The organism is Actinophytocola sp. (genome assembly GCF_050699935.1).
Lineage (GTDB): Bacteria > Actinomycetota > Actinomycetes > Mycobacteriales > Pseudonocardiaceae > Actinophytocola.
The window spans coordinates 1-20,235 of the sequence record NZ_JBOHGB010000132.1; the positions used below are offsets into that span (position 1 = coordinate 1).

The 20,235-nt window shown below is 70.8% G+C and carries 20 protein-coding genes; 18 read left to right on the forward strand and 2 right to left on the reverse strand.

The features are described 5' to 3' along the window. The 3 genes from ACRDTB_RS29905 to ACRDTB_RS29915 all read left to right on the forward strand — a co-directional run. Positions 1–822: S41 family peptidase (locus ACRDTB_RS29905; protein ID WP_431435522.1), on the forward strand; the 822-nt coding region annotated here is incomplete at its 5' end. Further along, positions 822–1,664, forward strand: a complete 843-nt coding sequence (locus tag ACRDTB_RS29910; protein WP_431435524.1) for a class I SAM-dependent methyltransferase — start codon at positions 822–824, stop codon at positions 1,662–1,664. The genes ACRDTB_RS29905 and ACRDTB_RS29910, both read left to right, overlap by 1 nt. Positions 1,665–1,774: 110 nt before the next feature. Continuing rightward, positions 1,775–2,626 (forward strand): murein transglycosylase, encoded by an 852-nt coding sequence (locus tag ACRDTB_RS29915; RefSeq protein ID WP_431435525.1) that lies wholly within the window; start codon positions 1,775–1,777, stop codon positions 2,624–2,626. Positions 2,627–2,951: 325 nt separating this feature from the next. Here ACRDTB_RS29915 and ACRDTB_RS29920 read toward each other — a convergent pair whose 3' ends face one another. After that, a complete protein-coding gene (locus ACRDTB_RS29920; protein ID WP_431435526.1) occupies positions 2,952–3,347 on the reverse strand; it encodes a tetratricopeptide repeat protein in 396 nt (131 codons plus the stop codon). 132 nt (positions 3,348–3,479) lie between these two features. Between ACRDTB_RS29920 and eno the strand changes: the two genes are divergently transcribed. The 13 genes from eno (at position 3,480) to ACRDTB_RS29985 (ending at position 17,374) form a co-directional block, all read left to right on the forward strand. Next, a complete protein-coding gene (gene eno, locus ACRDTB_RS29925; protein ID WP_431435527.1) occupies positions 3,480–4,766 on the forward strand; it encodes a phosphopyruvate hydratase in 1,287 nt (428 codons plus the stop codon). Positions 4,767–4,831: 65 nt separating this feature from the next. Beyond that, positions 4,832–5,371: an FtsB family cell division protein gene (locus ACRDTB_RS29930; protein ID WP_431435528.1), complete on the forward strand. Its 540-nt coding sequence runs from the start codon at positions 4,832–4,834 to the stop codon at positions 5,369–5,371. Further along, the gene (locus tag ACRDTB_RS29935) at positions 5,371–5,859 is read left to right on the forward strand and encodes a DUF501 domain-containing protein (RefSeq protein WP_431435529.1); all 489 of its coding nucleotides are present in this window, start codon (positions 5,371–5,373) and stop codon (positions 5,857–5,859) included. The genes ACRDTB_RS29930 and ACRDTB_RS29935 overlap by 1 nt, the downstream gene beginning before the upstream one ends. Before the next feature lie 212 nt (positions 5,860–6,071). Further along, on the forward strand, positions 6,072–7,307 hold the full coding sequence (locus ACRDTB_RS29940; RefSeq protein WP_431435530.1) for a lytic transglycosylase domain-containing protein: 1,236 nt from the start codon (positions 6,072–6,074) through the stop codon (positions 7,305–7,307). Positions 7,308–7,341: 34 nt separating this feature from the next. After that, positions 7,342–8,307: an exopolyphosphatase gene (locus tag ACRDTB_RS29945; protein WP_431435531.1), complete on the forward strand. Its 966-nt coding sequence runs from the start codon at positions 7,342–7,344 to the stop codon at positions 8,305–8,307. Positions 8,308–8,456: 149 nt separating this feature from the next. Beyond that, positions 8,457–10,103 carry a peptide ABC transporter substrate-binding protein gene (locus tag ACRDTB_RS29950; protein ID WP_431435532.1) on the forward strand — a complete coding sequence of 549 codons (1,647 nt, stop codon included), beginning with the start codon at positions 8,457–8,459 and terminating at the stop codon, positions 10,101–10,103. Between the two features lie 71 nt (positions 10,104–10,174). Then, positions 10,175–11,101: an ABC transporter permease gene (locus ACRDTB_RS29955; RefSeq protein ID WP_431435533.1), complete on the forward strand. Its 927-nt coding sequence runs from the start codon at positions 10,175–10,177 to the stop codon at positions 11,099–11,101. After that, positions 11,094–12,062 carry an ABC transporter permease gene (locus ACRDTB_RS29960; protein WP_431435534.1) on the forward strand — a complete coding sequence of 323 codons (969 nt, stop codon included), beginning with the start codon at positions 11,094–11,096 and terminating at the stop codon, positions 12,060–12,062. The genes ACRDTB_RS29955 and ACRDTB_RS29960 overlap by 8 nt, the downstream gene beginning before the upstream one ends. A 2-nt stretch (positions 12,063–12,064) precedes the next feature. Then, the gene (locus ACRDTB_RS29965) at positions 12,065–13,090 is read left to right on the forward strand and encodes an ABC transporter ATP-binding protein (protein WP_431435535.1); all 1,026 of its coding nucleotides are present in this window, start codon (positions 12,065–12,067) and stop codon (positions 13,088–13,090) included. Further along, a complete protein-coding gene (locus ACRDTB_RS29970; protein ID WP_431435536.1) occupies positions 13,083–14,105 on the forward strand; it encodes an ABC transporter ATP-binding protein in 1,023 nt (340 codons plus the stop codon). Before ACRDTB_RS29965 ends, ACRDTB_RS29970 begins: the two co-directional genes overlap by 8 nt. A gap of 109 nt (positions 14,106–14,214) precedes the next feature. After that, positions 14,215–15,861, forward strand: a complete 1,647-nt coding sequence (locus tag ACRDTB_RS29975) for a S8 family peptidase (protein WP_431435542.1) — start codon at positions 14,215–14,217, stop codon at positions 15,859–15,861. A 161-nt stretch (positions 15,862–16,022) separates the two neighbouring features. Then, complete coding sequence (locus tag ACRDTB_RS29980; RefSeq protein ID WP_431435537.1) at positions 16,023–16,835, forward strand: hypothetical protein; 813 nt, start codon at positions 16,023–16,025, stop codon at positions 16,833–16,835. Next, on the forward strand, positions 16,835–17,374 hold the full coding sequence (locus tag ACRDTB_RS29985; RefSeq protein WP_431435538.1) for a DUF1353 domain-containing protein: 540 nt from the start codon (positions 16,835–16,837) through the stop codon (positions 17,372–17,374). Before ACRDTB_RS29980 ends, ACRDTB_RS29985 begins: the two co-directional genes overlap by 1 nt. Before the next feature lie 7 nt (positions 17,375–17,381). On the opposite strand, the gene ACRDTB_RS29990 is transcribed toward ACRDTB_RS29985, so the two are convergent. Continuing rightward, positions 17,382–18,890 carry a S10 family peptidase gene (locus ACRDTB_RS29990; RefSeq protein ID WP_431435539.1) on the reverse strand — a complete coding sequence of 503 codons (1,509 nt, stop codon included), beginning with the start codon at positions 18,888–18,890 and terminating at the stop codon, positions 17,382–17,384. Between ACRDTB_RS29990 and ACRDTB_RS29995 the strand changes: the two genes are divergently transcribed. Together ACRDTB_RS29995 and ACRDTB_RS30000 are read left to right on the forward strand one after the other, a co-directional pair. Then, on the forward strand, positions 18,889–19,647 hold the full coding sequence (locus ACRDTB_RS29995; protein WP_431435540.1) for a uracil-DNA glycosylase: 759 nt from the start codon (positions 18,889–18,891) through the stop codon (positions 19,645–19,647). The genes ACRDTB_RS29990 and ACRDTB_RS29995 overlap by 2 nt on opposite strands. Positions 19,648–19,777: 130 nt before the next feature. Then, positions 19,778–20,235, forward strand: a 458-nt coding sequence (locus ACRDTB_RS30000) for a hypothetical protein (protein ID WP_431435541.1), incomplete at its 3' end; no start/stop codon positions are given.

The following is a 20,235-nucleotide window of genomic DNA, read 5'->3' on the forward strand; positions in this document are numbered from 1 at the left end:
ATCCTGGCCGTCGACGGCCGCCCGGTGCCCGCCGGCACGGGGCCGGGCCCGCTGCTCGCGGGGACCGCGGACAAGCCCGTGGAACTGCGCATCGGGCCGGCGGGCGGCGGGGCGTCGCGCAGCGTGGTCGTGGTGCCGCTGCTGGACGACATGCCGCTGCGCTACCACGACTGGGTCGCCGGCCGGCGCGCGCACGTGCGCGAGGCGAGCGACGGGCGGATCGGGTACCTGCACGTGCCGGACATGATCGCCAACGGCTGGGCGCAGCTGCACCGCGACCTGCGCCTGGAGGTCCAGCGCGAGGCGCTGATCGTCGACGTCCGGGAGAACCGCGGCGGGCACCTGTCGCAGCTTGTGGTGGAGAAGCTGGGTCGCACGATCATCGGTTGGCAGGTAGCCCGCGACGGCCGGCGTGCGGAGAGCTACCCCGGCGACGCCCCGCGCGGCCCGGTCGTGGCCGTGGCGAACGAGTTCTCCGGCTCGGACGGCGACATCGTGAACGCCGCGATCAAGACGCTCGGCATCGGCCCGGTCGTGGGCGTGCGCACCTGGGGTGGGGTGATCGGCGTCGACATGCGCTACCACCTGGTCGACGGCACGCTGGTGACGCAGCCGAGGTACGCGACGTGGATACGCGGCTCGGCGTGGGGCATGGAGAACTACGGCGTGGACCCGGACGTGGAGGTCGTGATGACCCCGCAGGACCATGCCGCCGGTCGCGATCCCCAGCTGGACACCGCGATCCGCCTGGCGCTGGAGGCCGTGGCCGAGAAGCCGGCCGCCAGCCCACCGGAGCTGCCCCCGCCAGGAAGGACGCTGTGATGACCTTCGACGCCGCGACCGAGCGCATGATCGCGGCCAACCGGGCCAACTGGGACGCCCGCGCGCCGATCCACGTGTCCAGCGCCTTCTACGGGCTCGACGGCACCCGGCCGGCCGAGAGCTGGTTCGCGCCGTACGAGTGGGAGGACCTCGGCGACCTGCGCGGCACGCGGCTGCTGCACCTGCAGTGCCACCTCGGCACTGAGACCGTCGCGTTCGCCGCGCGGGGTGCCGAGGTCACCGGGCTCGACTTCTCGGAGGTGTCGCTCGCGCACGCGCGCCGCCTGGCGGGCGAACGAGGGCTGGCGATCGACTACGTCCAGGCCGACGTCCACGACGCCGTCGAGGCGACCGGCACCGGCTTCGACGTCGTCTACACCGGCAAGGGCTCCCTGTGCTACCTGCCCGACCTCGACCGCTGGGCCGGCGTGGTCCGCGATCTCCTGAAACCGGGCGGCTTCCTCTACGTCGTCGAGTTCCACCCGCTGCTCTACGCACTCGGCGTCGTCCCGATCGACGAGAGCGAGGCCCTCACGCTGCGCGCGGACTACCTGTCCGGCCGCGGTCCCGAGGAGCGCGACGCCACCCGCACCTACACCGACGGCCCGGAGCTCACCGAGGCTACGATCTCCTACGAGTGGCGCCACGAGCTCGGCGCGGTCGTCACCGCGCTGACCGGCGCCGGGCTGCGCGTCGACCAGCTCCGGGAGGACCGGCGGCTGCCCTGGCCACGCTGGTCGACCATGCAGCGCGACGCGGACGGCTGGTTCGCGCTGCCGGCGGGGGCGCCACGCATCCCGCTGTTCTACGCGCTCAAGGCGGTCCGGCCCGAACCCCAGTAGAAGCACGGCGGGTTTACCGACGGTAAGAGCGGTTCATACCGGATCGGCCGCGCGGGTGCATTCCCCCTGTCCCGCCCTCTCCGCGCGCGGGGATCCGTAGCCTGGATCGCGTGGCCGTACCCCCGAACTCCTTGTCGACCACGCTGCCCGAGTCGCCGCCGCCCGGCCGGCGCCGGCGCGGTTTCGTGGGACCGATCCTGCTCGTCGTGGCGCTCGTCGCGGCCTCGGTGGCGATCGGCATCGCGCTGCACCAGCCCGACGGAGGCCCGGAGCCGCCGGCCGCGCGGCCCGAGTTCGTGGTGCCGCACCTCAAGGTCGCCCCGGGCAGCGCGGTGCCGCGGGACGCCGCCATCGCGCCGGGCTCCCCGCGGAACGCGCCGCGGCCGACGACGGCGGCGGTGCGGGACTGGGCCACGACGCTCGCCGAGAAGACGCAGATCCCGTCGCGGAGCCTCGTCGCGTACGCGGAGGCCGCGCTCGCGATCCGGGCGAGCACGCCGTCGTGCCGGTTGAGCTGGGCGACGCTGGCCGGTGTCGGGCGGGTCGAGTCGTACCACGGCGAGTACAACGGCTCGGCCGTCGGCGACGACGGGCAGCTCGACCCGCCGGTCGTCGGTGTCCGGCTGGACGGCTCGCCGGGCGTGCAGGCGGTCCGTGACACCGACCGCGGCCGGCTCGACGGCGACCGGAGGTGGGACCGCGCGGTCGGCGCGATGCAGTTCCTGCCGGAGACGTGGGCGCGGTGGGGCAAGCGCGCGGTCGGGGACGGCAAGGCACCGGACCCGCAGAACATCGACGACGCGGCCCTGACGGCGGCGCACTACCTGTGCGCGAGCGGCGGCAACCTGTCGACCGCGGGCGGCTGGTGGCGAGCGGTGCTGACGTACAACGGCTCGGTCACCTACGGCCAGGACGTCTTCAGCGGCGCCGAGGCCTACGCCAAAGCCGCCACCACCCTGTAACCCCGCGAGTCCCCCACCCCCACACGCGAGTCCACCACTCCGAACCGGCGAGTCCAACGCTCAGAGCCCGCGAGTCCAACATTCCGGACCCGCGTGTCCAACGCTCGGAGCCGCCGAGTTAGACATCCCGTCAGGTGAGGAATGGCGGCCGCCGGCACGGGACCCACGGGTCGCCGACGCTGGCTTGCCGGTTCGGAGTGTTGGACTCGCGGGTTCGGAGTGTTGGACTCGCGGGTTCGGAGTGTTGGACTCGCGGGTTCGGAGTGTTGGACTCGCGGGTTCGGAGTGTTGGACTCGCGGGTCCGGAATGTTGGACTCGCGGGGGTTAGGGGTTTTTGCGGTCTTTTTCTACGGCTAGGCGGGCGCTTACTTCGCCCAGGGCTTCCTGGTACTCGGGGAGCGGGTGCATGGCGACCGCCAGGCGTAGTTGGGTCTGGGCCTCGGTCAGGCGGCCCTGGCGTTGCAGGGCCTTGCCGAGCGCGAAGCGCGCGTAGTGGTCGGTCGGGTCCAGTTCGAGCACCCGCAGGAACGCCTGCTCCGCACGGCGCAGCTGGGCCGAGCCGAGGTACGCGCGGCCGGCCAGCAGGTGCACGCTCGGCGCGTCCGGCTCCGCCTCGAGAACCGGGGCGAGCGCGGCGAGGGCGTCGAGAGGCCGGCGTTGCGCCACCAACGACTCCGCGCGGCGGAACGCCTCGAACGTGCCCTGCCCGTCCTCAGTCATGGTCGCCTTCAACGCTACCCAAAGACCCGCTGTTCCATAAACCTGTTCGCGCGTGCCTCCGCCGGCAGGCGAAACCGCCCCGCTACCCTCGATGTTGCTCGAAGTCCCCGAGGCCGGTTGAGGAGCAAGCACGTGGCGGTTATCGAACAGGTTGGCGCACGCGAGATCCTGGACTCGCGTGGTAACCCCACCGTCGAGGTGGAGGTCGCCCTGGACGACGGCACGCTCGCCCGCGCCGCCGTGCCCTCCGGTGCGTCGACCGGTGAGCACGAGGCCGTCGAGCTCCGGGACAAGGATCCCGGCCGCTACAACGGCAAAGGCGTGGAGAAGGCCGTCACCGCCGTGCTCGACGAGATCGGTCCGGAGCTCACCGGCATCGACGCGGTCGACCAGCGGATCGTGGACCAGAAGCTCGTCGATCTCGACGGCACGCCGGACAAGTCGCGGCTCGGCGCGAACGCCGTCCTCGGCGTCTCGCTGGCCGTCGCGAAGGCCGGGGCCGAGTCGAGCGGGCTGGAGCTGTTCCGCTACGTCGGCGGGCCGAACGCGCACGTGCTCCCGGTGCCGATGCTCAACATCCTCAACGGTGGCGCGCACGCCGACACCGACGTCGACATCCAGGAGTTCATGATCGCGCCGATCGGCGCGGAGTCCTACCGCGAGGCGCTGCGCTGGGGGGTGGAGGTCTACCACTCGCTCAAGTCCGTGCTCAAGAGCCGCGGCCTCGCCACCGGCCTCGGCGACGAGGGTGGCTTCGCGCCGAGCCTGTCGAGCAACCGGGACGCGCTCGACCTGATCGTCGCCGCCGTGGAGAAGGCCGGCTTCACGCTCGGCTCCCAGATCGCGCTCGCGCTGGACGTCGCCGCGACCGAGTTCTTCGCCGACGGCGCGTACGCGTTCGAGGGCAGCAAGCGCAGCGCCGAGCAGATGCTCGGGTACTACGCCGAGCTGCTCGACGCCTACCCGATGGTGTCCATCGAGGACCCGCTGGCCGAGGACGACTGGGACGGCTGGGTGCGACTGACCGACGAGATCGGCGAGAAGGTCCAGCTCGTCGGCGACGACCTGTTCGTCACCAACCCGGAACGCCTCGAGGAGGGCATCGCCCGCCGCGCCGGCAACGCGCTGCTGGTCAAGGTCAACCAGATCGGCACGCTGTCCGAGACGCTGGACGCCGTCGCGCTCGCCACCTCCTACGGCTACCGCAGCATGATGAGCCACCGCTCCGGCGAGACCGAGGACACGACGATCGCCGACCTCGCGGTGGCCACCGGTGTCGGGCAGATCAAGTCCGGCGCGCCGGCCCGCGGTGAGCGCACGGCGAAGTACAACCAGCTGCTGCGCATCGAGGAGAACCTCGGCGACGCCGCCCGCTACGCCGGCGATCTGGCCTTCCCCCGGTTCAACCCGGAGGCGTAAGTGCCCGCCGCCGCAGGTACGCCGCACGTCTCGCCGGCTCAGCCTCCCGCCGGCGGAGGGCAGTAGTGCCCGCCGACCGCGGGCGGCGGCGGGGCGAGGCGGGGCGCGCCGGCCGTTCCGGGCGCCGACCGCAGAGTGTCCGGCGGACCCGGCCGCGCGACGGGCGCCCGGCCCGGCCCGTCACGCCGGACCGGGAGCGCGACCCCGCCCGCAGCCGGACCGTCCGCGCGGCGGCCGCGTTCGGGCTGTCGACCACGCGGCGCGCGGCCGTGCTCGCGATCGTCGTGTGCGCGCTCGCGCTATCCGTCGCCGTCCCGCTGCGCACGTACCTCTCGCAGCGCGACGAGGTGCGGATCCAGGAACAGCGGCAGGAGGACTTACGGGCCCAGGTCGAGGCGCTCGAGAAGCGCAAGGCGCAGCTGGAGGATCCGGCCCAGGTGGAGGCGGAGGCGCGCCGGCGGCTGCGGTACGTGATGCCCGGCGAGACCCCGTACATGGTGGAGCTGCCCGACGAGGTGCGGGGCGAGGGCGGCGACGGCGCCGAGGAGCGGAGCCCGCTCGACGAGTCCTGGTATCTGACGCTGTGGAACGCGGTGTCCGGCTAATGAGTCTCGTCCCCGTCTCCGCGGCGGACCGCGCGATCGTCGCCGAGCAGCTCGGCCGCCCGCCGCGGGCCGTGCGCGCGGTCGCGGCGCGGTGCCCGAGCGGCCACCCCGCGGTCGTCCAGACCAGCCCGCGGCTCGAGGACGGTACGCCGTTCCCCACCCTGTACTACCTGACCTGCCCCCGCCTGACCGCGCTCGTCAGCACGCTGGAGGCGAGCGGGCTGATGCGTGAGATGACCGAGCGCCTGCGCACCGATCCCGATCTCGCGGCGGCCTACCTCGCCGCACACCGGGCCTACCTCGCCGAGCGCGACGCCATCGAGCCGCTCGGCACCGACGTCAGCGCGGGCGGGATGCCGGGCCGGGTCAAGTGTTTGCACGTCCATGTCGCACACGCGCTCGCCGTGGGCACGGGCGTGAACCCGTTCGGCGACGAGACATTGCGCCGTTTGGCCGACGACTGGCCCACCGGCGACTGCGAACCCTAGTCACCGGATGTTCTCGCACGGGCAACCCCGCGGGCATGGCGTTCCGTCATTCACGCGTGGAGGATCGGTCGACGATCGTATTGACTCGTGGTTGACCTCTTTCTTGTCACGGTGGTTCGTGGAATGGTGGCAGCCGGCGTACGACCAGCGACGGACAGCGATTCGGAAGTACGGTTGGGTGTCGCCCGGGCCGGGGAAAGGGTTCGATACCAGTGAGCACGGGGAAGCGCGGCGGATACGTCGGCAAGCACAAGCGCCGGGCGAGGCGGCATGGCCGGCAGCTCGCCGCGGCCACCGGGACGGTGTTGCTGGTCGCCGCCGCCGTCGCGGGTGAGCCGGGCGGGGGCCCGGCGTCCGTGGTCGCGGGCGGCGCGGGCGGCGGGCTGCACGGCCTGACCGATCCCGACTCGGTGAGCGCCGACGGCAAGGTCGGCGAGGACGACCGCATCGGCGACGAGGTGCTCGACGCCGCCGGCGACATCAACCGGCTCCGCCAGTTGGGGCCCACGAGCGACCTGCCGAACGGTCCGCTGATGATCCCCGGCGACCTGTACAAGGCCTACACGAACGCCGCGACGATGCTCGCCACCGAGATCCCGTCCTGCCACCTGCACTGGTCGCTGCTCGCCAGCATCGGCCGCATCGAGTCGAACCACGCGCGCGGCGGCCAGGTCGACGCCGCGGGCAACACGGTTCCGAACATCCTGGGCCCGGTGCTCAACGGCGGCGGCTTCGCGGCCATCCGCGACACCGACGGCGGCCGGCTGGACGGCGACGCCCGCTGGGACCGCGCGGTCGGCACGATGCAGTTCATCCCGTCGACGTGGCAGGGCTACGCGTCGGACGGAAACAACGACGGGGTCTCGAGCCCGCACAACATCTACGACGCGACGCTGGCGGCCGGGAAGTACCTGTGCTCGGGCGGCATGGACCTGTTGAAACCGCGGGACCGGGCACTCGCCGTGTTCCGCTACAACCACTCCGACAGCTACGTCCGCACCGTGCTCATCTGGGCCGACGCCTACGCGAAGGGCACCCACCCGCTGCCCTCGACCCCGGTCGACCCGGCCGAGATCGCCGCGATGCGCCCGCCGGCGACCCCGCCGGGTAGTGCGAACCCGTCGAAGCCGCGGCCGCCGCGGCCGGGACCGTCCGCACCGCCCAGCGACTCCACCCCGCCCCCGGGCTCCTCGGGTCCGCCATCGACGTCCAGCACGGCGTCCACGACCGGCACCCCGCCGTCGTCGTGCGACACGCCGACCTCGACGACCACGACCACGCCGCCGTCGTCGCCGCCGAGCACGACCACGACGAACCCGTGCCCACCGTCGTCCACCCCGCCGTCCTCGTCGGCGTCGCAGGGTTCGTCGTCGGTGACGCCGACCTCGTCGGCGTCCACGTCGGAGCCGGCCGGCGAGGCGGGCACGTCCGTGGTGCCCACGACCTGAGCGCGCGGCCCCCCGGCGCCTAGGCTCGCTTCTCATGGCGAGACTTGCTGCGATCGACTGCGGGACCAACTCCATCCGCCTGCTGGTGGCCGACGTGACCACCGGCGACGATGGGACCAGCGACGGGACCGCGCACCTGCGTGACGTGCACCGCGAGATGCGCATCGTCCGGCTCGGGGAAGGGGTCGACGCCACCGGCCGGCTCGGCGAGGCAGCGCTCGGCCGCACGCGCACCGCCCTCGCCGACTACACCGCGATCTGCCGGCGCAAGGGCGTCGAGCGCGTCCGCATGGTCGCCACCTCCGCCACCCGCGACGCCAGCAACCGCGACGAGTTCTTCGCCATGACCCGCGCCGTGCTCGGTGTCGAGGCCGAGGTGATCTCCGGCGACGAGGAGGCCCGGCTGAGCTTCACCGGCGCGGTCGGCGACCTCGATCCCGAGGACGGCCCGTTCGTGGTCACCGATATCGGCGGCGGGTCCACCGAGGTCGTGGTCGGCGGCTGGGACGGGAAGCGTGCCGACATCATCGGCGCGCGGTCGGTCGACATCGGCTGCGTGCGGATCACCGAGCGCTGCCTACGGTCCGACCCGCCCACCGCGGACGAGACGGCGGCGGCCCGCGAGCTCGCGGCCGGCGTGCTCGGCGAGGCGTTCGCGGCCGTGCCGGTCGACAAGGCCCGTACCTGGGTCGGCGTCGCCGGCACGATCACCACGCTGTCGGCGGTCGCGCAGGGGCTCGGCGAGTACGACGCGGAGCGCACGCACCTGTCCCGTCTGTCCGATGTGGACATTGACCGCACGGCGCGGCGGCTGCTCACCGCCACGCACGACGAGCGCGCGGCGATCGGCGCGATCCATCCGGGTCGGGTCGACGTGATCGGCGGCGGCGCGCTGATCACGCGGGTGCTGGCCGAGAAATTCGCCGCGTCCGCGGGTATCGATGAACTGCTCGTGAGCGAGCACGACATTCTCGACGGCATCGTGCTGTCGCTGCTGTAGGGCTCGAGCGCGCGGGCATATCGGATGTGCACCCGGAGCGTGCGTGAGCAGTGCCCGATCGACACCGCTTCGTAACGACCATACGGGCGGGTTCTTACCCTTCCGCCGCTAGCGTCCCCTCACGTTCCTGATTCGGGAGGAGAGACGGCATGCGTAGAGCGCGCTGGACCGCAGCGGCGATCCCACTGTCGGTCGCGCTCGTCGTCGCCGGCTGTGCCGGCGGAGACGACCAAGGCGAGGATGGCGGCGGTGGCGATCCGCAGAAGAACGAGAACACCGAGATCGCGGTGTTCGGCACCGAGCCCGAGCGGCCGCTCGTACCGGGCGACACGACCGAGACCGGCGGTGCCAAGATCATCGATGCGATGTTCACCGGTCTGATGGACTACGACGCGGTCTCCGGTGAGCCCCGGCTGGCGAACGCGGAGTCGTTCGAGCTCACCAAGCCGAACGAGTACACCGTCAAGCTCAAGGAGGGCTGGACGTTCCACGACGGCACCCCGGTGCTCGCCAAGAACTACGTCGACGCGTGGAACTACACCGCCTACAGCCCCAACGGCCAGCAGGCGTCGGGCTTCTACCCCCAGATCGAGGGTTTCGACCAGGTCTTCACCGAGGACCCGGACCAGGACGGCCCGAAGCAGCCGCCGACGCCGCCGAAGAAGACCATGTCCGGCCTGAAGGTGGTCGACGACTACACGTTCACCATCACCTTCACCGAGCCGCACGCGGTGTTCAAGACCAAGACCGGCTACTCGGCATACATGCCCCTGCCCGACGCGTTCTTCGCCGACAAGGAGAAGTTCCTCGAGCACCCGATCGGCAACGGCCCCTTCGAGTACGTCGACCGCGTTCCCGACCAGGAACTGCGGGTCGTGCGCTACGAGGACTACCAGGGCGACGACAAGCCCAAGATCCGCCAGGTGAAGTTCACCTTCACCGACCAGGACGCCGCGTACGTGGACATCAAGGGCAACCAGCTCGACTTCCTCGACACGTTGCCGCCGCAGGCGATCGCCGGCAACGTCTGGGAGCAGGACCTGCCCGGCCGGGCCGACGTGGCGGACGTGCTGGCCATTCAGACCATCACGTTCCCCATGTACGAGCAGAAGTACCAGAACGTGGACTTCCGGCACGCGATATCCATGGCAATCAACCGCCAGGACGTCATCGACGCCATCTTCGAGGGCAACCGCAAGCCCGCGACCGGATACGGCGTGGAGAAACTGCCCGGCTGGGAGCCGGGCGCGTGCGGGAACTGGTGCGAGTTCAACCCGACCGAGGCCAAGCGGCTCTTCGACCAGTCCGGCTGGACCGGGCCCATCGAGATCACCAGCAACGCCGACGGCGGCCACAAGGAATGGGTCGAGGCGGTCTGCGGGCAGCTCGAGAACAACCTGGGCGCCGACTGCACCTTCGTACCGGTGCAGGAGTTCGGCGAGATCCGTGAGGCGATCAACGCGCAGTCGATGACGCAGATCTACCGATCGGGCTGGCTCGCCGACTACGCGCTGGTGGAGAACTTCCTCAACCCGATCTACCGCACCGGTGGCTCGTCCAACGACAACGGCTACTCCAACCCCGAGGTGGACGCCAAGCTCGCGGCGGCCGACAGCGCGCCGACCGAGGAGGAGGCGTTCGCGCTCTACCACGAGGCCGAGGAGATGATCGCCGAGGACATGCCGGGTGTGCCGCTGTGGAACACGCCGTCGATCTACGCGTGGTCCGACCGGCTGACCAACGTGCGGATGACACCGAAGCGAGAGCTCGACCTGTCGACGGTCGAGGTCAGGTAACAACCAGGCAAGGCCGGCCCGCGCGTGATCCGCGGGCCGGCTCACGCCGGTGACCCCGAGGGGGCACGATCATGGGTCGGTACGTACTACGACGCCTGCTCCAACTCATCCCGGTCTTCGTCGGCACCACGTTCCTGATCTACGCGCTGGTCTGGTCGATCCCGGGCAACCCGTTCGCCGGCATGTGCGGCGAACGGCCGTGCCCGGACGCGTTCGTCTCGGCGATGACCGACAAGTACAACCTCGACGACAACGTGTTCGTCCAGTACTTCAAGTACCTGGGCAGCCTGCTGTCCGGTGACTTCGGCGAGACCTTCTCCGGGCTCGACGTCGGCGAGCTGATCGCCCTGCGCTACCCGGTCTCGGTTCGGCTGGCGCTGGTCGCCGTGGCCATCGAGGCGGTCATCGGGCTCGTCGCCGGCATCCTGACGGGCCTTCGCGGCCGCGGGTTCCTCGACAACCTGGTGCTGGTCTCGACGCTGTTCCTGATCGCGATCCCGACGTTCGTCACCGGCTTCGTGATCCAGATCCTGCTCGGCTTCCAGTGGGAGATCATGACCCCGACGGTCTCCTCGGCCGCGACCTGGTCGGAGCTGATCATTCCCGGCTTCGTGCTCGGCAGCCTGTCCATGGCCTACGTGTCGAGGCTGACCCGGACCTCGATCGCGGAGAACAAGCGGTCGGACTACATCCGCACCGCGTACGCGAAGGGCCTGCCGCAGCGGCGGGTCATCTGGGTCCACCTGCTGCGCAACTCGGTGATCCCGGTGCTCACGTTCCTCGGCACCGACATCGGCGCGTTGATGGGCGGCGCCATCGTCACCGAGGGGATCTTCGGCATCAACGGCATCGGCCGCCTCGTCTACGACGGGATCCTCTCCAAGGAGGGCGTCGTGGTGACCGGCGTGGTCGTGCTGCTGGTGCTGGTCTTCCTGGTGGTGAACCTGATCATCGACCTGCTCTACGCCGTACTCGACCCGAGGATCCGCTATGACTGACCCGACGGCGGCGGCGACCGGCGCCACGGCCACCCGCGACGGCGAGTCCTATGTGGTCGCGGCCGAGCACGCCGACACCGGCCGCGAGCACGGTAAGCCACGCAGCCTGACCTCCGACGCCTGGCGCGACCTGCGCCGCCGCCCGCTGTTCATCGTCGCCGGCTCGGTGATCCTGCTGCTGGTGGTCGTGGCGCTGTTCCCCGGCATGTTCACCTCGGCCGACCCGAACCTCAAGGACCTGTCCCATACCCGGGAGACACCGTCCGGCGAGGCGTGGTTCGGCTACGACCTGCAGGGCCGCGACGTGTACGCGCGGGTGGTGTACGGCACCCGGTGGTCGCTGCTGGTCGGCATCGGGGCGGCGCTGATCACCGTGCTGATCGGCAGCGTGCTCGGCATCCTCGCCGGGTTCGCCGGCGGCTGGGTGGACGGCCTGCTCTCGCGGATCGGCGAGGTCTTCTTCGGGTTGCCGTTCGTGCTCGGCGCGATCGTCATCCTGTCGGTGTTCCGCAACGCCGGGGTGAACGGCGCGCTGCCGATCGTCGGGGTGGTGGTGGCATCGCTCGCCGTGCTGTCCTGGCCGGTGGCCATGCGGATCATGCGGTCCGCGGCGATCTCGGCCAAGCAGCAGGACTACGTGAAGGCGGCCCGGGCCCTCGGCGCGCGACCGGCCCGGATCGTGTTCCGGCACCTGCTGCCGAACTGCCTCGCACCCGTGCTCGTGTACGCGACGATCGCGCTCGGCGCGTTCATCGGCGCCGAGGCCACGCTGTCGTTCCTCGGCATCGGCCTGCGCGACCCGGCCGTGTCGTGGGGCGTGATGATCTCCGACTCGCGCAACTACGTCCGGGTGGCGCCGCACATGCTGCTGTTCCCGGCCGGGTTCCTGACCGCGACCGTGCTCGCCTTCGTGATGCTCGGCGACGCCGTGCGCGAGGCGCTGGACCCGAAGCTGAGGTGAGGATGGACATGTTCGATGACGGCCTGGAGACCGGCCGAGTGCCCGAGCCGCCGCTGCTCGAGGTGGACGACCTGTTCGTCGAGTTCCACACGCCCGACGGGGTCGCCCGCGTGCTGAACGGGGTCAGCTACACCGTCGACGCGGGGGAGACGCTGGCGGTGCTCGGCGAGTCCGGGTCCGGCAAGAGCGTCACCGCGCTGGCGATCATGGGCATCCTCGACTCCCCGCCGGCCTTCGTCGCCGGCGGGGAGATCCGCTACCGCGGGGAGAACCTGCTCGCGGCGAGCGACGAGCGGCGCACCGACGTGCGGGCCCAGGGCATCGCGATGATCTTCCAGGACGCCCTGTCCGCGCTGAATCCGGTGTTCACGGTCGGCTTCCAGATCTCCGAGCAGCTGCGGGTGCGGCTCGGCCTGACCCGCAGGGAGGCGCGCGCCCGCGCGATCGAGCTGCTCGACCTGGTGCGCATCCCCAACGCCCGCGGCCGGATTCGCCAATACCCGCACGAGTTCTCCGGCGGCATGCGGCAGCGCGCGATGATCGCGATGTCGCTCGCGCTCGACCCGGAGGTGCTGATCGCCGACGAGCCGACCACCGCCCTCGACGTCACCGTGCAGGCCCAGATCATGGACCTGCTCGCGGAGATCCAGGCCGAGCGGCGGATGGGGCTCGTCCTCATCACCCACGACCTGGGCGTGGTCGCGGAGGTGGCGGACCGGATCGCGGTCATGTACGCCGGCCGGATCGTGGAGCACGCCGACGCGGTGTCGCTCTACCGCAGGCCGGGCCACCCGTACACCACCGCGCTGCTGGAGTCGCTGCCGCGGCTGGACCAGAAGGGAGCCGAGCTGAACACGATCAAGGGCCTGCCGCCCAGCCTCCTCCACATTCCGTCCGGTTGCCCCTTCCATCCGAGGTGCCGGATGGCGCAGGATCTGTGCCGCACGGACGTGCCGTCGGGCCACCGGCTCGGACTCGGCCGGACGAGCGCGTGTCATTTCGCGGAGGAGCTGGTGCGCGGTGTCTGACTCACCCACCCGCTCCTCGAGCGACCCCATCCTCGAAGTCCGGGATCTGGTCAAGCACTTCCCGGTGCGCGTCGGGGTCCTGTTCAAGCACACGATCGGCCACGTCCGCGCGGTCGACGGGGTGTCGTTCGACCTGCGCCGCGGCGAGACCCTGGGCGTGGTCGGCGAGTCCGGCTGCGGCAAGTCCACGCTCGCCCAGGTGCTGATGCGGCTCGAACCACCCACCGGCGGCACCGTGCGCTTCGAGGGCCGGGACATCTTCGCCATGCGCGGCGCGGAGCTGCGCACGCTGCGGCGGAGCATCCAGATCGTGCTGCAGGACCCGTACACGTCGCTGAACCCGCGGATGACGGTCGGCGACATCATCGGCGAGCCATTCGAGATTCACCCGGAAGTCGCGCCGAAAGGGTCGCGATCGGGGAAGGTTCGCGAGCTGCTCGACGTGGTCGGGCTCAACCCCGAGCACCTCAACCGGTACCCGCACCAGTTCTCCGGAGGGCAGCGCCAGCGCATCGGCATCGCCCGCGCGCTCGCCCTGCGGCCGGACGTCATCGTGTGCGACGAGCCGGTCTCCGCGCTCGACGTGTCCATCCAGGCGCAGGTGATGAACCTGTTGGGGGAGTTGCAGTCCGGCTTCGGACTGTCCTATGTGTTCATCGCGCACGACCTGTCGGTGGTGCGCCACCTGTCCGACCGGGTGGCCGTGATGTACCTCGGCAAGATCGTCGAGGTGGGCACCGAGGAAGAGATCTACTCCCACCCCACGCATCCCTACACCCAGGCGTTGCTCTCCGCGGTCCCGGTGGCCGATCCCACCGTGCGCGGGCAGCGACAGGTCATCCGCCTGGAGGGTGACGTACCGAGCCCGGTCGATCCGCCGTCCGGGTGCCGGTTCCGCACCAGATGCTGGAAGGCGCAGGAGATCTGCGCCGAGTCCGAACCGGAGCTGGCGACGCGCGGTGGGGGGCATCCCAGCGCGTGCCACTTCGCTGAGGAAAGATCAGTCGTGCCCTAACAAGGGGCGGTCGGGGGCGGAAGTTCAAGCGAGGAGGAGTTGCGTGAAACGCAAGACAGTGCTGGCATTGCTGGCCGTACCGGTGTTCGCCGGGTTGACGGTCGTGGCGATGCCGAGTGCCACCGCGCAGCCGGAGCTCTCCGGTGAGACGGTCGAGTACAGCGTGCTCGCCCGCGACGGTGTCGCCGTCCAGAAGGCGGTGAACGCGATCAAGGCCGCCGGCGGCAAGGTCGTGAGCAGCAACGCCGCCGTCGGGCTGGTCACCGCGACCGCCCCGGAGAACGGTTTCACCCAGCGGCTGGCCTCGTCCGGCGACGTGCTGTACACCAGCCGCGTCCGCGCGATCGGCGAGACCCCGGACCGCGTCGCCGACAAGCAGGTCAAGAAGGAGAACAGCGAGCACGGCAAGTCGCGTGGCAAGGCCGCCAAGGCGAAGGCCGGCATGGACCCGCTCGACGGGCAGCTGTGGGGCCTGTCCATGGTGCGGTCGAACCTGTCGCGCACCGTGCAGCCCGGTGACGAGCGGGTCAAGGTCGGCGTCCTCGACACCGGTGTGGACGGCAGTCACCCGGACATCGCGCCGAACTTCGACCGCAAGCTGTCCCGCAACTTCACTCACGACATCCCGACCGACGAGACCGGCGCGGTCGTCGACGGCCCGTGCGAGTTCCGCGGCTGCGTCGACCCGGCCGACTGGGACGACGGCGGGCACGGCACGCACGTGGCCGGCACCATCGCCGCCGCCGCCAACGGTTTCGGCGTCTCCGGCGTCGCGCCGGACGTGTCCATCGTGAACATCCGCGGTGGCCAGGACTCCGGGTTCTTCTTCCTGCAGCCGGTCGTCGACGCGCTCACCTACGCGGGCGACGCGGGCCTCGACGTGGTCAACATGTCGTTCTTCGTCGACCCGTGGCGGTACAACTGCCTGGACAACCCGGCCGACTCGGCGGAGGAGCAGGCCCAGCAGCGGATCGTCATCACCGCGGTCAACCGGGCGATGAACTACGCGCACCGCAAGGGTGTCAGCCAGGTCGTGTCGCTGGGCAACGGGCACGAGGACACCGGCGCGCCGCAGCCGGACACCAGTAGCCCCAACTTCCCGGCCGACAGCACGCACGACCGCGTGATCGACAACGCCACCTGCAAGTCGATGCCGGTGGACGGTGCGCACGCGATCACCGTCTCCGCGCTCGGTCCGTCGGGCGGGAAGGCCGACTACTCGAGCTATGGCACCGAGCTGATCTCGGTGTCCGCACCGGGTGGTTACTTCCGTGACTACTTCGGCACGCCGCTGCACCGCACGAACGAGAACCTGATCCTCTCGACGTACCCGAAGAACGTGGGCATCGCCGAGGGCACGATCGACCCCGACGGCAACATCACGCCGGACGGCGAGGCGCTCGGCGTACAGAAGGCGTGCAAGGCCGACGGGACCTGCGGTTACTACCAGTTCCTGCAGGGCACCTCGATGGCCTCCCCGCACACCTCGGGCGTGTCCGCGCTGATCGTCAGCGAGTACGGCAAGTACCGCGGCGGCAAGGTCACGATGGATCCGGACAAGATGCGGCGGGTGCTCGAGGGCACCGCGTTCGCGACCCCGTGCCCGGAGCCGCGGACGGTCGACTACATCGACGAGGGCCGCGACGAGTCCTACACCGCGACCTGTGCGGGCGGGCTGGAGTTCAACGGCTTCTACGGCAACGGCATCGTGGACGCCTGGGCTGCCGTCACACAGGGCAAGAAGTTCCTCTCGTAGTCCACTGAAACCAAAGAGCGCCCCGGACCACCTCGGTCCGGGGCGCTCCTTTCGCTGTGCGATTGCGACAAATGGCGGGTACCTCCTTAACCAGATAGATCGGATCATGGTTACTGGTCGTCATCAGGAGACCGCGAGGCGCGACCAGCGGAGGCGCATCGATGCCCAGAACCATGTACGACTCGGTCACCCCGAGCGCGATCCCGAGGTCGGCGGTGATGGTCGCCGGGTACCTCCCGCCCAGCCGGTACGCATGGTCGGACGCGGAGTGGGCGATGTTCCCGAACGCGGTCAAGGTGCGCATCGCGATCTTCGCCAGCGTCAACAACGGCCACGTGCTCGACGTCGAGCCGGGCGACGCCACGCCCGCGCAGGCACCAGGCTGGGTGGTGATGCGCCGCCGCGCCGGCGTCGACCCGAGCGTGTACTGCAACTACAGCACCTGGCCGACGGTCCGCGCCGAGTTCCAGCGGCGCGGGATCCGGGAGCCCCACTACTGGATCGCCAGGTACGACGGCGTGGCCCGGCTCCCGGCCGGCGCCGTCGCCAAGCAGTACGCCAACCCGCCCCTGCACGGCCGGGGGCACTTCGACCTGAACGTCGTGGCCGACTACTGGCCCGGCGTCGATGAGGAGGACGACATGCAACCGAGCGACCCGGCGAACGATCCCGGTGGCGGCAGGTGGGGCCACGTATGGCTCAACACCAACCAGATCATCAACAACAGGAACTTCGGCCTCTCGGCACTCGGCCGCAAGATCGACGCGCTCGCCGCCGTCGCGGCCGCCGACCGGGACATGGACCGCGAGGACCTCACCACGCTCATCGACCAGGCCGTCGCCGCGCACACCCCGGCCACGGAGGACGTCACCGCGGACCAGCGGACCGCGCTCGAGGAGGCCGTGCGCGAGGTCGTGCCCGACGAGCAGGCCGACCAGATCCTCGCGAAACTGGCCGAGAAGCTCGAGGGGTGATGACCGCCTCGCTGGTCGGCCAGATCTCGGCCGTGCGGGTGGACTCGGTCAACTGGCGGACGACGAGCACTCTGGAGATGACGGTCCGGGCGCACGGGGCGGACACGACCTTCGTCATCCCGGCCGGGTACCTGACCGACTTCGCGTCGGTGCCGCGCATCACGGCGTGGCTCATCCCGCGGACCGGGGACTACACCCCTGCCGCGGTCGCGCACGACTGGCTGCTCTCCGACGCGCTGGCGGACAAGAAGATCACCTCGTGCGAGGTCGACGACGCGTTCCGCGAGATCATGCGCTCGCTGGGGGTGCCGTGGGCGCGGCGCTGGCTGATGTGGGCCGGGGTCAGGTGGGCCGCCGTGCTCAGCCCGCTGCGGCGGCCGGGCTGGCTGCGCGACCTGCCGATGGTGCTCCTCGTGAGCCTGTGCGCCCTTCCGTTCGTGCTGCCCGGCGTGATCGGGGTGGGCGTGTCGCTGATCCTCATCCTGATCTTCAGCCTGTTCGCTCCCCGGGAGCAGAAGGTCAACAGCCTGCGGACGTGAGCACGGGTCAGCGATTCGACGCCGTGGCGACGAACTCGGCCAGGTCCCTGGCCTGCTGCACCCGCGACGGCTCGTGCACGTACATCATGTGACCCGCCTCGTAGTACGCCCGCGAGATGTTCGCGCGCAGCTCGTCGGGGATGTTCAGGTGGGCCAGCACGTGCTCGGAGGCGAAGTACGGGGTCGCGCCGTCGAGGTAGCCGAACGCCACGTGGACCTTCAGGTGCCGGTTCGCGCGCATCGCCGCCGCGAGCCGGTCGGTGACCGTCACGTGGGAGTTCTCGAACTCCTTGAACGACCACGTCGAGTTCACGCCCATGCTGAGGACCTCGTACGGCAGGTCGTTCGGGTAGTCCAGCTCGGCGCGCAGGTAGTGGTTCAGCGCCGCCGTGTAGGAACCCATGACGGCCGAGGTCGCCGGGTCGTCGTCCATGTGCTCGCGCCCGTAGTCCGGCGCCCACCCGGTGAACCGCGAGTCCAGCCGGCCGACGACCAACCGCTTGTGGCGCAACAGTTCGGTGAAGAACCGGATGTGCTCGATGCGCAGGTCCACCCGGTCCACGTAGTCCTCGGAGAGCCCGGTGAGCGCGGCCACCCGGGTGACCGCCGCCGAACGCTCCTCTGTGGACAGACGGTTGCCCTGCGCGAGCGCCCACGGGTAGTCGCGCGCGGCGAAGTCCTCGGCCTCGGACAGCACCTCCTCCAGCGGCCGGTCGCCGAGCAGCCCGTGGTAGTGGGCGATCGCCGCGTACGTCGGCAGGAACAGCGCGTACGGCAGGTCGTTGCCCACCGTGAAGTCCAGCGTCGCGAAGTCCAGCACGGTCGAGATCAGTATCAACCCGTTGAGGTACATGCCGTACCGGGTCTGCAGGTGGTATGCCAGCCCGCCGGCACGGATGGTCCCGTACGACTCGCCGGCCAGGAACTTCGGCGACATCCACCGGCCGTTGCGCGAGGTCCACAGCCGGATCACCTCGCCGACGGACTCGATGTCGCCCTGGAAGCCGTGGTAGTCACCGGGTTTCTCGCCCCGCACCGCGCGCGAGTAGCCGGTGGACACCGGGTCGATGAACACGAGGTCGCTGTGCGCGAGCAGGGTCTCGGCGTTGTCGGTCAGCCCGTACGGCGGCGGCGTGAGGTCGCCGACGTCGCCGGAGACGACCCGGCGCGGGCCGAGCAACCCGAGGTGCAGCCACACGCTGGACGAGCCGGGCCCGCCGTTGAACGCGAACGTCACCGGGCGCTTCGCCGGGTCCGCGTCGTCGAGCGTGTACGCCGTGACGAACACCTCGGCCCTGGGCAGGTACCCGTCGAACTTGCCGTCGGTGACGATCTCCTTGCGGAGCACGATGCGACCCGTCGTGGCGGTGTAGTTCAGCTTCCGGCGCCGAACCGTGAGCGAGTGCGAGCTGGTGACGAGGTCGTCGGCCGGCTCGGCCGGCTTCTCCTCGGTGATCTTCGCGGTGATCTTCTCCGTGGCGTTCCCGGTGGATCTCGCGGCCGCCTCATCCGTCATGATCCGCACCCTACGTGGTGGGTTCCCGGGGGTGCCAAGCAGAATTCCTTCCGTGTCCGACCTGGCCTCACTGGATCAGCAGGTGACCGAGTGCCGCAAGTGCCCCCGGCTGGTGGCCTGGCGGGAGGAGGTGGCCCGCGTCAAGCGCGCGGCGTTCGCCGACCAGACCTACTGGGGCCGCCCGGTCCCCGGCTTCGGCCCGCCCGACGCGTCGCTCGCGATCGTCGGCCTGGCCCCGGCCGCGCACGGCGCGAACCGCACCGGCCGCATGTTCACCGGCGACCGTTCGGGGGATGTTCTCTACGCCGCCCTGCACGCGGTGGGCCTGGCCTCGCAGCCGACGTCCACGCACGTCGGCGACGGCCTGGAGCTCCACGGCGTGCGGATCACCGCGCCGGTCCGCTGCGCGCCGCCGCAGAACAAGCCGACCCCGGCCGAGCGGGACAACTGCCGCCCGTGGCTCGCGAAGGAGCTGTCGTTGCTGCCGGTGCGGGCGATCGTCGTGCTGGGGGCGTTCGGCTGGCAGGCGCTGCTGCCGGTGCTGTCGGCGGCGGGCTGGTCGGTCCCGGTGCCGCGCCCCCGGTTCGGCCACGGTGTGGTGGTGACGCTGGACGGGCTCCATCAACCGCACCGACCCCTGCACCTGCTGGGGTGCTACCACGTGAGCCAGCAGAACACCTTCACCGGCAAGCTGACCCCGGCCATGCTGGAGACCGTCCTGACCCGTGCCAAGGAGCTGGCCGGCCTCGAATCCTGAACGCCCGGTCGCCGCGCGGCCGGTTGCCGAACCCGGATGCGCGCACATGTCGCGCACAATCCCCGGACCGCCAGGTATCGACTGGATAAAGTCCCTTCCCTTCCCGGAAGCGTCCGGCATGCTGCGTGGGATGAGGAACTCCCGTGCCGCCGCACTGTGTGTGGTCGCGGCGTTGTTCCTGTTCGCGGTCGTCTCCGCGCGGGGTACCTCGGCGGTGCCGGGCCGCCTGCGCGACGTTCCGCTCGAGCGGGGCACCGGCGGCGGCATCTCGTCCGGCGGCGCGCCGACGGACGACAGCGCGTTCCAGGTCGACCTCGTCGACGAGCTCGAGCTGGTCCAGGCCTCGTTCGTGATCGCCGCGATGATCCTGCTGCTCGTCGCGTTCTCCATGTGGCTGCGGCGGCTTCGGCGGTTGCGCCGGCCGCGGGCGCTGAGCGTGGGCGTCGAGGAGGTCGACGCGGAGGTCGGCCGGCTCGAGTCCTCCCTGCCGATGCGCCTGCGCCGTGCCGCGGAGAAGGCCCGCACCGAGCTCGCGGCCCGGGAGGGCGGGCCACCGGGCGACGCGGTCGTCGCCGCGTGGCTGCGGCT

Excerpts from the sequence above, each read along its gene's own strand:
- ACRDTB_RS29980 (WP_431435537.1), top strand. The coding sequence starts at position 16,023 with ATGCCCAGAACCATGTACGACTCGGTCACCCCGAGCGCGATCCCGAGG.
- ACRDTB_RS29920 (WP_431435526.1), bottom strand. The coding sequence starts at position 3,347 with ATGACTGAGGACGGGCAGGGCACGTTCGAGGCGTTCCGCCGCGCGGAG.
- ACRDTB_RS29910 (WP_431435524.1), top strand. The coding sequence starts at position 822 with ATGACCTTCGACGCCGCGACCGAGCGCATGATCGCGGCCAACCGGGCC.
- ACRDTB_RS29955 (WP_431435533.1), top strand. The coding sequence starts at position 10,175 with ATGGGTCGGTACGTACTACGACGCCTGCTCCAACTCATCCCGGTCTTC.
- ACRDTB_RS29945 (WP_431435531.1), top strand. The coding sequence starts at position 7,342 with ATGGCGAGACTTGCTGCGATCGACTGCGGGACCAACTCCATCCGCCTG.
- ACRDTB_RS29965 (WP_431435535.1), top strand. The coding sequence starts at position 12,065 with ATGGACATGTTCGATGACGGCCTGGAGACCGGCCGAGTGCCCGAGCCG.
- ACRDTB_RS29975 (WP_431435542.1), top strand. The coding sequence starts at position 14,215 with ATGCCGAGTGCCACCGCGCAGCCGGAGCTCTCCGGTGAGACGGTCGAG.
- ACRDTB_RS29935 (WP_431435529.1), top strand. The coding sequence starts at position 5,371 with ATGAGTCTCGTCCCCGTCTCCGCGGCGGACCGCGCGATCGTCGCCGAG.
- ACRDTB_RS29950 (WP_431435532.1), top strand. The coding sequence starts at position 8,457 with ATGCGTAGAGCGCGCTGGACCGCAGCGGCGATCCCACTGTCGGTCGCG.
- ACRDTB_RS29990 (WP_431435539.1), bottom strand. The coding sequence starts at position 18,890 with ATGACGGATGAGGCGGCCGCGAGATCCACCGGGAACGCCACGGAGAAG.
- ACRDTB_RS29985 (WP_431435538.1), top strand. The coding sequence starts at position 16,835 with ATGACCGCCTCGCTGGTCGGCCAGATCTCGGCCGTGCGGGTGGACTCG.
- ACRDTB_RS29995 (WP_431435540.1), top strand. The coding sequence starts at position 18,889 with ATGATCCGCACCCTACGTGGTGGGTTCCCGGGGGTGCCAAGCAGAATT.
- ACRDTB_RS29960 (WP_431435534.1), top strand. The coding sequence starts at position 11,094 with ATGACTGACCCGACGGCGGCGGCGACCGGCGCCACGGCCACCCGCGAC.